General features: G+C 70.9%; 11 protein-coding genes and 1 other RNA gene. 2 read left to right on the forward strand and 10 right to left on the reverse strand.

The annotated features are described in order from the left end of the window. Positions 1-176: 176 nt before the first annotated feature. The 3 genes from ACFYV1_RS22195 to ACFYV1_RS22205 form a co-directional block, all read right to left on the reverse strand. Positions 177-1,007, reverse strand: a complete 831-nt coding sequence (locus ACFYV1_RS22195) for a zf-HC2 domain-containing protein (RefSeq protein ID WP_389397242.1) — start codon at positions 1,005-1,007, stop codon at positions 177-179. Next, positions 1,004-1,624: a sigma-70 family RNA polymerase sigma factor gene (locus ACFYV1_RS22200; RefSeq protein WP_389397243.1), complete on the reverse strand. Its 621-nt coding sequence runs from the start codon at positions 1,622-1,624 to the stop codon at positions 1,004-1,006. The genes ACFYV1_RS22195 and ACFYV1_RS22200 overlap by 4 nt, the downstream gene beginning before the upstream one ends. A 98-nt stretch (positions 1,625-1,722) precedes the next feature. Beyond that, the gene (locus ACFYV1_RS22205; protein ID WP_389397244.1) at positions 1,723-2,358 is read right to left on the reverse strand and encodes a CGNR zinc finger domain-containing protein; all 636 of its coding nucleotides are present in this window, start codon (positions 2,356-2,358) and stop codon (positions 1,723-1,725) included. Positions 2,359-2,514: 156 nt separating this feature from the next. Here ACFYV1_RS22205 and ACFYV1_RS22210 point away from each other — a divergent pair, with 156 nt between their 5' ends. Beyond that, positions 2,515-3,072 (forward strand): DUF1772 domain-containing protein, encoded by a 558-nt coding sequence (locus tag ACFYV1_RS22210; RefSeq protein ID WP_389397245.1) that lies wholly within the window; start codon positions 2,515-2,517, stop codon positions 3,070-3,072. On the opposite strand, the gene ACFYV1_RS22215 is transcribed toward ACFYV1_RS22210, so the two are convergent. From ACFYV1_RS22215 to ACFYV1_RS22240, 6 genes are all read right to left on the reverse strand, one after another. Continuing rightward, complete coding sequence (locus ACFYV1_RS22215; protein WP_389397246.1) at positions 3,021-4,166, reverse strand: uroporphyrinogen-III synthase; 1,146 nt, start codon at positions 4,164-4,166, stop codon at positions 3,021-3,023. The genes ACFYV1_RS22210 and ACFYV1_RS22215 overlap by 52 nt on opposite strands. 319 nt (positions 4,167-4,485) lie before the next feature. Next, positions 4,486-5,838 carry a nitrate/nitrite transporter gene (locus ACFYV1_RS22220; RefSeq protein ID WP_389397247.1) on the reverse strand — a complete coding sequence of 451 codons (1,353 nt, stop codon included), beginning with the start codon at positions 5,836-5,838 and terminating at the stop codon, positions 4,486-4,488. Positions 5,839-5,875: 37 nt separating this feature from the next. Then, complete coding sequence (locus ACFYV1_RS22225; RefSeq protein WP_389397248.1) at positions 5,876-7,078, reverse strand: acyltransferase; 1,203 nt, start codon at positions 7,076-7,078, stop codon at positions 5,876-5,878. Beyond that, positions 7,075-9,198 carry a glycosyltransferase gene (locus tag ACFYV1_RS22230; protein ID WP_389397307.1) on the reverse strand — a complete coding sequence of 708 codons (2,124 nt, stop codon included), beginning with the start codon at positions 9,196-9,198 and terminating at the stop codon, positions 7,075-7,077. Before ACFYV1_RS22230 ends, ACFYV1_RS22225 begins: the two co-directional genes overlap by 4 nt. A gap of 69 nt (positions 9,199-9,267) precedes the next feature. Further along, entirely contained in the window at positions 9,268-9,933 is a 666-nt protein-coding gene (locus ACFYV1_RS22235; RefSeq protein WP_389397249.1) for a hypothetical protein, read from the reverse strand. 160 nt (positions 9,934-10,093) lie between these two features. Next, positions 10,094-11,077 (reverse strand): LysR family transcriptional regulator, encoded by a 984-nt coding sequence (locus ACFYV1_RS22240; RefSeq protein ID WP_389397250.1) that lies wholly within the window; start codon positions 11,075-11,077, stop codon positions 10,094-10,096. Between the two features lie 82 nt (positions 11,078-11,159). Between ACFYV1_RS22240 and ACFYV1_RS22245 the strand changes: the two genes are divergently transcribed. Then, complete coding sequence (locus ACFYV1_RS22245) at positions 11,160-12,479, forward strand: MFS transporter (RefSeq protein WP_389397251.1); 1,320 nt, start codon at positions 11,160-11,162, stop codon at positions 12,477-12,479. 27 nt (positions 12,480-12,506) lie between these two features. Here the strand turns inward: ACFYV1_RS22245 and ssrA are convergent. After that, positions 12,507-12,876: a transfer-messenger RNA gene (gene ssrA, locus ACFYV1_RS22250) on the reverse strand. Positions 12,877-12,915 lie beyond the last annotated feature (39 nt).

A 12,915-nucleotide genomic window follows, 5' to 3' on the forward strand; every position in this document is an offset into this window, starting at 1 on the left:
CGGCAAGGGGGGAGGATATTGCACCTGTCCGGGCCGTGGGCCGGAGGGGGACGGCTCACGAACACCGGACGCGGCGCCCCCGGGTCCAGGGCCCGGGACATGGCTACGGGGCCGGGGGCCGTACAGCTCCCCGGCCGGAGCGCGGCGCCCGCCCGGCGTGATCCTGACGGGAAATCCTAGGCGTCGACCTCGACCAGCCGTTCGCCGTCGAACGTACGGACCTCGAAGTGGTCGATGTCGTTGCGGTCCATCGCCGCCCCGCCGTGGACGTACAGCGGCTTCTTGGCGGCCGTGTTCGGGCTGTCGGGGATTCCGTAACCCCATTTGGAGACGGCCCACGACGTCACGACCTCCTCCTCACCGGTCTTGGACACGGCGATGAGGTTGCACTTCAGCGGCCCCTTGACGTTCTTGAGCTCCAGGACGGCGTGCGTGCCCCAGCCCTTCTTCTCCATGCCGACGGCCGCGCTGACCTTCGTGGTCGCATCCGTGGCCTGCACCTTCTCTTCCATGTGGTTGAAGAAGGCGTCCTCCGCGGGACTGGTGGGGTGCGGGTCGGCCCCTGCCACGTTGCTCCCGGTGCCGTCCGCGGTGACCACCACGGCGACGGCGGGCCCGCCGATGATCAGCGCCGCGGCGGCCGCGAGCAGGTACATGCCGCGCCTGCGCTTGTGCGCACGCTTGACGGCGACCTCGTTCAGCAGCCCGTCGAGCACCTTGGGGCTGGGGGACGTGGGCACGACGGGTACGGGACGGGGCGGCGGGAAGTCCTCCATGCCGCGCATACCGGGCAGGCTGTAGACATTGCTCTGCGGTGGCGCGGGGGCGGGTGCCTCCGCGAGCATCGCGAGCATCGGCTCCATGCCCGAGAACTCCTCGAGGTGGGCGGCACAGATGTCGCATCCGGCCAGATGCGCCTCGAAGGCGGAGGCGTCCGCTTCGTCGAGTATGCCGAGCACATACGCGCCGACGGCGTCGTGCACGGATTCCTGCTCGTACATGGTCATGCCGAGACCCCCCTCTCCTCAAGAGCGAGCTTCATGGAACGGAGCGCGTAGAACACACGGGACCGCACGGTCCCGCTGGGTATGCCGAGCGTTTCGGCCGCCTCATTGACCGTACGCCCCTTGAAATACGTCTCGACAAGCACTTCCCTGTGGGCGGGCGTCAAATCATCGAGTGCATCCGAGAGCGTCATCAGCCACAACGCCTTGTCGATCTCGTCCTCCGCGGGCATGACCTCCAGCGGCGACGGGTCGACCTCCTGCGGCCGGGCCTGCCGGCTGCGGTGACCGTCGATGACGATGCGCCGGGCGACCGTCACCAGCCAGGGTCGGACAGAGCCGGTCGCCCGGTTGAGCTGGCCGGCGTTCTTCCAGGCACGGATGAGCGTCTCCTGCACGACGTCCTCCGCGCGCTGGCGGTCGCCGGCGACGAGGCGCAGTACATAGGCAAGCAACGGTCCTGCGTGTTCGCGATAGAGGGCACGCATCAACTCCTCGTCGGGGACGGAGGTGTCGACACGCTGCTTCTGTCCCCCGGAGCCGTCCGGTCCCGGGAGATGCCCCCTGCGATGGCGGGCCCGTTGCGGACGGTCATCGGCCACGGCGGCATCCTTGCGCACCTGAACCTCCCGGTCGAGACCCTGTTTTCAACAGCCGGCTGCCGGGCGGTCCTGCCGGCACGTCCTGGTCCCCCTTCACTACGGGGGCGGTGCGAGGATCACTCAATGCCGGCCGAAGAAATCTCGAGATCTTTGACGGAGGCCTTCCGCCGGTGCCTCGCCACCCGCTCCCGGTTGCCGCACACCTCGCTGGAGCACCAGCGCCGACGCCTGCCGCGTGAGGTGTCCAGATAGACGCGTCGGCAGTTGTCGCCCTCGCACTGCCGCAGCCGGGCGCAGGCGACGGGATCGGTGAGGAGTTCCACCGCGTCCCGTGCGACGACCGCGAGCAGCGCCGCGCACTCCGGGGCCCCGCACAGTGCGCGTACCAGTGCGCCGTCCTCGCCGCGTACCGCGTTGATGCCCGGCGGCGGCACCTGTGCGCGGGAGTTGACCACCTTCAGGGCGTGGTCCGTGGGGCGGCCCTCGGGGCCGGTGCGCACCAGGCGGTCGATGCAGTCGCGCAGTTCGACGAAGCCGGCCACCCAGTTGCTGTCGACGCAGGCCAGCCGTGTTCCCGCGGGGACGAGACCGGCGCCGGTGAGCCAGCAGGCCAACCTCGCGGTGTCCGCCAGGGGTTCGGGCCCGACGGGCTGCCGGTCCCCCGGCTCCCTCGCCGTCGCCACCAGGTCCAGGCAGACGCGCCCGGAGTCGAACCGCCACTGGTACGCGTACGAGTCGCCCGCCGCTGTCATGCGCCTGTCACCGCCTCGGGTTCGCCGTCGGGTGTCCCCACCAGAGTGCCCGTCGGCGGGGACGGCCGAAAGCCCTCAACGGGACGTGGACGAATGAACATGCGCCTGCGACTCTCGCCCATGTCCGCCACGAGCACGGGCCTGTTGACTGGTCACATGACACAGAACAGGGGTGCAGGAGCGGTTCTCGCGGCGGCGACCGTGGCCATGGGCCTCGTCGCGGGCGTCTGGTTCGCCTTCGCGTGCGCGGTGATGCCGGCGCTGGGCCGCAGCGACGACCGGACCTACGTCGAGGTCATGCAGAACATCAACGAGGTGATCGAGAACCCGGTGTTCTTCGCCGGCTTCTTCGGCGCGCTCGTCCTCACCGCCGTATCGGCCTGGCAGCAGCGCCGCACACCGCCCGGCCGGTGGGTGAGCGCGGCGCTGGTCCTCTACGTCCTGGTGTTCGTGGTGACGTCCGCGGCGAACGTGCCGTTGAACAACGAACTCGCCGCCGCCGGCGCCCCGGACGCGATCGCCGACCCGGCCGCCGTACGGGAGAGCTTCGAGGACCCCTGGGTGCTCTGGAACACCGTGCGTGCCGTGCTCACCGCGGCGGCCCTGCTGTGCCTGTGGCGCGCCACGTCGCTGCTGCGCGCGGCGCGCTCCGGGCCGGCCGGTCAGGCGTCCGCGTACTTGGCGTCGGACGCCGGGTCCAGGGCCAGCCGGTAGCCGCGTTTGACGACGGTCTGGATCAGCTTGGGAGCGCCCAGCGCCGTGCGCAGCCGGGCCATCGCCGTCTCCACCGCGTGCTCGTCCCTGCCCGCGCCGGGAAGGACCCGCAGCAGGTCGGAACGGGAGACGACCCAGCCGGGCCGCTCCGACAGGGCGCGCAGCAGGGCCATACCGGCGGGCGGCACCGGGCGCAGCTCGTCGTCGACGAGGACGGCGTGACCGCGGATCTCGACGCGGCGGCCGGCGACGGGGAACGTACGGGCCCGGGCGGGCAGTTCGGCGCCGAGCAGCTGGACGAGCGGGCCGAGCCGGAACCGCTCCGGCTGCACCGTGGTGACGCCGGCGGCCTGCAGCGGCACCGCGGTGACCGGACCGACACAGGCCGCGAGGACGTCGTGCCCGAGGGCGTCCAGGAGATCGGTCAGAAGCCCCCGGCTCTCGGCACGGTTCAGGAGCGAGGCGGCGGCCGGGGCACTGGTGAACGTGACGGCGTCCAGGCCGCGCCCGATCGTCGCGTCCAGCAGCCGGTCGAGCGGGGTGAGGTCCTCGGGCGGCATCCAGCGGTAGACGGGTACGAGGACGACGTCCGCGCCTCCCGCCCGCAGCGACTCGACGAACCCGGGCAGCGGCTCGCCGTGCAGCTGCAGCGCGATCCGGCGGCCCGCCACGCCCTCGTCGAGCAGCCGGTCCAGAACCTCGGCCATCGACTCGGACGCCGGCGACCACTCCTCCGTGAGCCCGGCCGCGCGGATGGCGCCCTTGACCTTGGGCCCGCGTGCCAGCAGCTCGGCTTCGCGCAGCCGGCCGAGCAGCTTCTCGCCGAGCCCCCAGCCGTCGGCGGCCTCCACCCAGCCGCGGAAGCCGATGGCGGTGGTGGCGACGACCACGTCGGGGGTGTGGTCGATCAGCTCGTTGGTGGCGGCGAGCAGCTCCGTGTCGTCCGCGAGCGGCACGATGCGCAGTGCGGGGGCGTGCACGACCGCCGCGCCGCGCCGCTGCAGCAGCGCGCCCAGCTCGTCGGCGCGCCGGGCGGCGGTCACGCCGACGGTGAAGCCCGCGAGGGGGCCGTGCGGTTGGCCTGGGTCGTGCATCTCGGTCGTCCCCACTGAGGGCCTCTCGTCTGGATCTTGCCGGGGCTCGCGGGCCCCGGCACGCACATCTGCCGTATTGTCGTCGGTCGCCGGCTCCCCCGTGGCCCTCCGGGCACGGGCCCCTCCGCGTGGGCTCCTTCTTCCGCCTTGCAGGTGCACGTACCGGGCCCCGCGCGCTGATCCGGCACGATCCGAACGAAGGACCGTGTATGCCCCATCAGCGTTGCAGGCGGACTTGGAACGTGGCGACCGAGCCTGTCAAAGGCTCGTGACAGGCCCGGTTCGTTCATATTTCACCGTCGTTACGTACTGCGCCTGCTCAGACCCGTGCGTAGGCCGGATCGCGCTCCGTCCGCGCGTCCGCGGTGCGGACCGGTACGACGACGGGCCGGCGAAGGTACACCGCCCAGGTGACGGCCGCGCAGAGCACGTAGAAGACGAGGAAGGAGACGAAGGCGGCCGTTCCGGTGCCCGAGGTCTGGAAGGACTGGCGGAACGCGAGGTTGATCGCGAGGCCGCCGACCGCGCCGACGGCGCCGATGAGCCCCATGGAGGCACCGGACAGCCGCCGCCCGTACGCGGCCGCGGTCTCGCCGGTCATGCCCTTGGCGAGCGCCTTGTTCTGGAAGATGCCGGGGATCATCTTGTACGTCGAGCCGTTGCCGAGGCCGCTGAGCACGAAGAGGGCGATGAAGCCCACGAGGAACACGGCGAGGGATTCGCGGACCGAGGCGGTGACGACCACCACGGTCGCGGCCGCCATGGCCACGAAGTTCCACAGGGTGATGTGCGCTCCGCCGAAGCGGTCGGCGAGCAGTCCGCCCAGCGGCCGGATGAGGGAGCCGAGCAGCGGGCCGATGAAGGTGAGCGAGGCGGCCTGGAGAGGGGTGCGGCCGAACTGGGTCTGGAGCACGAGGCCGAAGGCGAAGCTGTAGCCGATGAACGAGCCGAAGGTGCCGAGGTAGAGGAAGGCCATGATCCAGGTGTGGCCGTCCCTGGACGCGTCGACGGCCGCTCCGGTGTCGTTCTTCACCGGCGCGAGGTTGTCCATCCACAGCGCGGCGCACAGCGCGGCGATCACGATGAGCGGCAGGTAGATGCCGAGCACCAGCCGCGGGTGGGCCGCACCCGCCGTGCCGATGATCAGCAGGGAGATCAGCTGGATCACTGGTACGCCGATGTTGCCGCCGCCCGCGTTGAGGCCGAGCGCCCAGCCCTTCTTCCGCAGCGGGAAGAAGGCGTTGATGTTGGTCATCGACGAGGCGAAGTTGCCGCCGCCGACGCCCGTGAGGGCGGCGACCGCGAGGAACGTCGGATAGGAGGTGCCCGGCTCCATCACCAGGAAGGCCGCGCCGGTCGGCAGCAGCAGGAGCAGGGCGCTGAAGATCGTCCAGTTGCGGCCGCCGAACCGTGCCACGGCGAACGTGTACGGGACCCGGATGACAGCACCGACCAGGGTCGCCGTACCGATCAGGAAGAACTTGCCGGCCGGGTCGATCCCGTACTCCGGTCCCATGAAGAGGACCATCACGGACCACAGGCTCCAGACGGAGAAGCCGATGTGCTCACTGAGCACGGAGAAGGCGAGGTTGCGCCGTGCGACCCGCTCGCCCCCGGTCCGCCAGAAGGTCTCGTCCTCGGGGTCCCACCGTTCGATCCATCGGCCTGCCATCACGCGCCTCCACCTGGTTCCGGTCGTGGAGGCGACGCTATGGACGGTGCGTTTCAGGTCCGGTGGTACGAGGTGACCGGTGCGAAACCTTGCTCTCACCCGCCGGTCGGACGGAATGTGAGCGAGGGCTTCCGGCGCCGTTCGGCCACAGGCGGGGACGGCGCCGGGCCGCCAGGTCCTCGGCCCAGCCGAAGGCCAGGACGCACACGGCGACGAGTGCCCAGGCGATCAGCAGCACCGGGACCCAGCTGTCCAGCAGCCAGGAGGCGCGCTCGGCGAGCAGGTCGATGTCCCACATCCGGTCCCACAGCAGCGCGGCGAGCAGGATGCACACGTTGTGCCAGAGGTAGACGGTCACCGCGCGCGCGTTGAGCAGCGTGATCAGGCTGTCCCACTGGCGCAGCTTCGGCGGCCAGGACTCCCATGACGGACTGAAGTGCAGCAGCAGCATCACCGCGCCGAGCGACCAGAGGGCGTCGGCGGGCGGAATGCCGTCCAGCTCGCCGCCGGTGGAGAAGCCGTGCTGTCCGGCCCACCAGATCCCGGCGAGCATCACGAACGGCGCGACGGAAGGCACGACGTAGCGCGGCAGGCGGGCGAGGATGCCCTCCTGGCGAGCCATGCCGAGGATCCAGCACGCTCCGAACGTGGTGAAGTCGGTGAGCGCCGAATCGATCCGTTCGGGCATGGAGAGATGGCCTGCGGCGAGGAGGAACGACAGGGCGACCGGTGCGGCGAGCGTGAGCCACGGAAGTCGGCGCAGCAGACGGAGCAGCAGTGGCGACAGGAGCACGAACCACAGGTAGGCGCGCAGGTACCAGAGCGGCTCCGCCATGTCGCCCGCCCAGTCGGCGGCGAGGAACGGCGGATCGCTCAGCGGCAGGATCCAGAAGACCGCGGAGGGGCCGGGGCGCCATCCCGCGACGAGCATCGCGGTGACGGCCGCGGTCGCCAGCACCCACAGCGGCGGGAGCAGTCGCCGTACCCGGCTGCGGATCACCCGCAGCGCCGGGCGGGAGAGGGAGCGTGCCATCAGGGAGCCGGCGAGCGCGAACATCACGCCCATGGACGGGAAGACGAGCGGCAGCCAGGCCCAGCCCACCAGGTGGTAGAGCACGACCCGGAACAGGGCGAGCGCCCGCAGCAGGTCGAAGTAGCGGTCCCTGCCGTCGGCGGGCGCCGGGGAGGTGCCGGCCGGAGAGGGCGGTCCGGCCGTCCGCGGTGACGTGTACGGGGTCATCCGGCCGGCCTCCGCTCTTCGGCGTGCGCCTGTTGGCCGCCGACGACTCCGGGAGCCTCGACCACTCCGGTGCGCCGCAGCTTCTGCCAGCGCAGCCGGCCGCCGGTCAGTGCGGTGATCCAGGACTGCAGAAGCACCACGTACATCAGCTGGCGGTAGAGGATCTGCTGGAGCGGCAGGGACAGGAGGTGGACCATGCGTTCCTTGTCGAGCCGGAAGGCATAGGCGGCACAGACGGCCTGCACGGCCAGTACGCCGAGCCAGGCGGCGATGGTCCTCTGAGTCGGGCCGAAGACCAGGCCGTACAGCAGGAAGACGTCGATCAGCGGGGCGAGCAACGGGGCGAGCACCATGAACAGGGAGACCAACGGCAGGCCGACGCGGCCGAAGCGGCCGGAGGGCCCGCGTTCGACGAGGGCGTGGCGGTGCTTCCAGATCGCCTGCATGGTGCCGTAGCTCCAGCGGTAGCGCTGCGACCACAACTGCTGCACGGACTCCGGGGCCTCCGTCCAGGCCCGTGCCCGCTCCGTGTAGACGACACTCCAGCCGTCGCGGTGCATGGCCATGGTGATGTCGGTGTCCTCCGCGAGGGTGTCCTCGCTCATGCCGCCGACCCGTTCGAGTGCGCTGCGCCGGAAGGCGCCGATGGCGCCGGGGATGGTGGGCATGCAGCCCAGGAGGTCGTACATCCGCCGGTCGAGGTTGAAGCCCATCACGTACTCGATGTGCTGCCAGGCTCCGATGAGGGTGTCGCGGTTGCCGACCTTGGCGTTGCCGGCGACGGCGCCGACACGGGGGTCGCCGAAGGGCTGGACGAGTTCGCGGACCGTGGACGGCTCGAAGACGGTGTCGCCGTCCATCATGACGACGATCTCGTACCGGGCGTTCCTGATGCCGTTGTTGAGGGCGGCGGGCTTGCCCGCGTTCTGCTGCCGTACGACCCGGACGCCGCGCAGCCCCATCGCCTCGACGATGTCCGCGGTGCCGTCGCTCGAGCCGTCGTCGATGACCACGACTTCGAGGGGATGGTCACTGGCCATCAGCGAGCGGACCGTGTTGGCGATGCATTCGCGTTCGTTGTACGCGGGGACCAGCACGGACACCGGCCTGGTGATGGGCGGCCCCCAGCTGAATCCCTTGCGGCGCACCTTGCGGGCGTGCACGAAGGACAGGATCAGCATCAGTCCGAAGCGGGCGAAGACCAGTACACCGATCACGGCCAGGCCGACGACCAGGACCTCGGTGGTGTTCTCGGAGACGGCGACGGCTCCGACGAACGCTTTGCCCTTCCACAGCTCGAGTCCGCCGACCGCCGTGTGGGCGGTGGGGACGCCGAGTGCCTCGGTGAGGTTGGTGAACCGGTAGCCGCGTTCCTTCATGTCCGGCAGGAAGCGGTCCAGCGCGGCGACGGTCTGGGAACGGTCGCCGCCCGAGTCGTGCATCAGCACGATGGAGCCCTGGGTGCCCTCGGGGGTGGCGCGCTCGATGATCGCGTCGACGCCGGGGCGCTTCCAGTCCTCGGAGTCGGTGTTGTTGAAGGCCGTGATGTAGCCGCGGCTGCCTATGTACTGGGTGACCGGCCAGGACTCGTTGTCGAGGGCGTCGGAGAAGGAGGAGTAGGGCGGCCGGAACAGCGAGGTGCGGATGCCCGCCGCGCCGGCGAGCGCCAGCTGGTTCTGCGACAGCTCCCAGTCGATGCGGTCCGTGGTCTGGAAGGACAGGTCGGGGTGGTTGAAGGTGTGCAGGCCGATCTCGTGGCCTTCGCGCACCATCCGTTCGACCAGATCGGGGTGGCGGGAGGCCATGGTGCCGGTGACGAAGAAGACGGCGTGCGCGTCGTACTGCTTGAGCTTGTCGAGGACCTTCGGCGTCCACACGGGGTCGGGGCCGTCGTCGAAGGTCAGCACGAGCCGCCGGTCGGGGACGCTCAGCGCCTTGGGGTTCTGCTTGTCGCGCGCGTCGATGACGGGGCCGCCCGCGAGTATGTGCTCGGGGACCTGGTCCGTGGGGGCCGGGGGGCGGACGCGGTGGTCGGCGAGGATCTCGCTGTGCACGTAGCCGCGGAGCATCAGCATCGCCAGCAGTGCGACGAGGAAGACCACGGGCAGCAGATAGCGCATGGGCAGTCTGCGGCGTACGACGCGCCTGCGGCTCCGCCGCGGCGGAGCCCCGGGGCGGGGGACGCTCATCTAGAGCGCGCCTTCTCGCACGGGCTGCCGGGGGAAGTCGCTGCCGGGAGCGGCGGACTCGGAGAGGCCGGGCTCGCCGGGAGTCGTGACGCCGGAGGCGGGAGCGCTGCTCACAGGTGCGGCGGAGGTCACGGCCGGCCCGCCGCCGGTGCCGTCGCTCACCGGCTGGACCGAGGACGCGGCGGATGCGGACGGCTGCGCGGCGGGCAGTGAGCGGCCGACATCTGCGCCGGCCGAGGGCCCGGGCGGGGCGGCGTCGCCGGAGTCGCCGCGGACAGGGGTGCCCGGCGGGGCGTGCGGTGTGGCCACCGTGGTCTGACGGTCCGTGGGGGCGGGCTGGATCTGGACGTGGTCGGGTTTCCTGTCCCCCGCCCCGCCGAGGCCCGGCATCCAGGGCGCGCTGGAGTTGCCACCGAGGAGGGCGGCGACGAGCGTGATCGCGTAACCGGCGCACGCGGCGGCCAGCACCCAGCCGATGAGACGGAGCTTCCTGCTGCGCCGGCCGCTCTCGTCCACGAAGACCGGCCCCTCGGCACCGTCCGGGGTGGCGGCGAGCGGCTCGACGGGCAGATCACGGAGCTTGCGCCCCAGGCCGTCGAGCTGGATCGTCACCTCGTGCGGCTCGTGCGTGTGACCCGTACCGACGTTTTCTTGCCAATTTTCCATGGCGTGTGGCACATCCCCCCACTGACTTGAGCCGGGTGCGCACACAGCCGGCCGGTCTCAGCCGGACACAGGGTCCCCACCCCTGTTCGAGCGCTTTCTACCGCGCTCCTTCACCCAGTGGCTGAATGTAGCGCAGCCTTGTGGAATCCGGGCGCCACCGTCAGCTGTTGTCACACATCAGCGACATATCACGTTCCGGCAACCATCCGTCGTGCACTCTTTCCAGCCACCCTTCATCCGCTGCGAGTTCAGCGGCGGCGCGTCGCAGCGCGTCGAGCCCCGGATGCCGCAGCCCCGTGCGCCAGACCATCGACAACGGGGACAGCGGTACAGGGTCGACGATCGGAAGCAGGACCGTGCCGGGCATGACGGGAAAGTCCACGACGGCGAGAACCGGATTACGGGTCTTCGCCATCACCCGCCGGAACTCCTCGGCGCCCACGGCCATGGGTGCCGGCGGTGCGACGGCGATACCGCGTCCGGCGAAGAGCAGCCGCGCCAGCTCCGTCCACTCCCGCGTCCGCGGATTGCCCGCACCGGCATATACGGTCTCGCCCGCGAGCGCGTTCAACGGAATGCTCCGCGACTCGGCCAGCGCGTGCTCCTCGGCCAGCGCGTGCTCCTCGGGCAGCAGCACGGCCATCGGCTCGTACCGTACGGGCTGCCGGTCAAGCAGGGCCTGCAGTGCGGGGTCCAGGCCGGCGAACCGGCCGAAGGAGACGTCGAGCCGTCCCGCCACGATCTCTCCTGCCGCGCCGGTCAGCCCGCTCTCGAAGCGGGCCATCAGCTCGCACTCGGGGGCGAGTTCACGGGCGCGCTCCAGGATCCGGCCCGACGTCATGCCCGCGGAGTTGAGGTCGACAAGGAGGGGGCGCCCGGCACCCGAGGCGGCGGCCAGCAGCTCGTCCTGCGCCTCGAGCACCCTCCGGGCGTACGGCAGCAGCCGCTCACCCTCGGCGGTGAGCGCCACCTGCCGGGTGGTGCGCACGAACAGTGCGACGTCCAACTCCCGCTCCAGCCGCCGGATGTCACGGCTCAACGCCTGCTGGGCGACGTAGAGACGGGCGGCGGCACGGGTGAAGTGCAGTTCGTCGGCGACAGCGGCGAACGCGCGGAGCAGCCTGGGTTCCAGATCCTGGGGCACAGCGCATTCAACAACACGGATGCGTGAATGGCCATCGAGGAGGTGTTGGACCGGCCCCGGAGACGGCGGCGAGGCTGGAGCCATGCCTCGTTTCACCCGGTCCCGGGAGACCGCTCCCCCACCGCCGACCGCGGTCACGTCCGACTCCTCGGCACGGGCTCAGCGGCCCGACTCCCCGACCCCGTGCCCGGCACGCAGGCAGCCCGGCCCCTACCGCCGGCTCTTCGCAGTCCCCGGAGCACGCGCCTTCACCGCGGGGAACCTCGTCGCCCGGCTGCCGATGGGTATGTTCAGCGTCAGCGCGGTCATCATGATCGCCGGGTCGCGCGGTTCCTACGCGCTCGCCGGGGCGGTCACCGCGACCGGTCTCGCCGTCACCGCCCTGGTCGCGCCCTGGACCGCGCGGCTCGTCGACCGGTACGGGCAGGCCCGGATCGCCGTGCCCGCCACCGTCCTGGCCGTGTTCGGCTCACTCGCGCTGCTGCTCTGCGTACGCCTCGACGCGCCCGACTGGGCGCTGTTCGCCTCGTACGCCGCGACCGCCACCAGCCCCAACACCGGCGGCATGTCACGGGCCCGCTGGGCCCACCTGCACCCGGGCGACGCGACGGCCCTTCACACGGCGAACTCCTTCGAACAGGCCGCCGACGAACTCTGCTTCATGCTGGGTCCGGTGGTCGCCGCGCTCCTGTGCTCGGCGCTCTTCCCGGAAGCGGGCACACTCGTGGGCGCGCTGCTTCTCCTGACGGGTGTGCTGCTCTTCGCCGCCCAGCGCTCGACTGAGCCACCGGTCGCACCACGGATCCCGGCCGGTTCACCGCTGCGGAGCAGAGGAATGCCCGCCCTGCTCGCCGTACTCCTGGCCACGGGCGCGGTCTTCGGTTCCATGGAGGTCGTCACCATCGCCTTCGCCGACGGACCGCTCGCCGGCCCGGTCCTCGCCCTCCAGGCCGCCGGCTCGTGCGCGGCGGGGCTCCTCTACGGGCGGTCCCCGCGCGCCGCCCGGCTGACCACGTGCCTTGCCGCGATGACGGCGCTGATGTCCCTGCCGCTCGTCGCCGCCGCGGGCACCGGGGTGCTGCCCGCGGTGGCGGGCGCACTGCTGGTCGCGGGGATGGCCACGGCACCGACCATGGTGACGGGGATGACGCTGGTGCAACGCCTGACTCCGCGGGCGCAGACCAACGAGGGCATGACACTCGCGGTCACCGCTCTGCTCGGCGGCGTCGCGGCGGGCTCGGCGACCGGCGGCTACGTGGTGGAGCGTCTGGGTGCGGCCCACGGCTACGCGATTCCGGTGTGCGCGGCGGCACTGGCGCTGTTGCTGGCGTCGGGCACGAGGACGGCGGACACCACGCCGGGCATCTGGGCGGCGGACACGACTGAGGCCCGGCTGCCGTAGCTGCCGGGCCCTGGTCGTACATGGGATGAGTGGAGATGGCGGGAATCGAACCCGCGTCCAACGGTGCAGAATCAGGGCTTCTCCGTGTGCAGTTCGCTGCGCTTTTCTCAGCCCCGGAGATCACGCGAACAAGTCTCCGACGGGCTCAGTCACTGTTTGATTTCCCTCTGCTCCCCGTGACCGGGTTCAGAGGTTTAGTTCCCTAGCTGATGCCAGGATCCGGGTCGGGAACAGCCCCGGGCTGACACTTCGCAAGTCGCTACTTAGGCAGCGAGGGCGAAGGAATCGCGCTTGGTGTTGGCGATTATTGGTTGCGACATATGGTTTACGAGATCATTGCCGCTTCCTCGACACGCTTCCCCTGCTTCGACATCCGCTGTCGAAACCGATCATCCCCATGTTTGCCACTATTGAGTTGAATCCAGCTCGCGCCCCT

The sequence above is a fragment of the Streptomyces sp. NPDC003023 genome (assembly GCF_042888225.1).
Classification (GTDB): Bacteria; Actinomycetota; Actinomycetes; order Streptomycetales; family Streptomycetaceae; genus Streptomyces.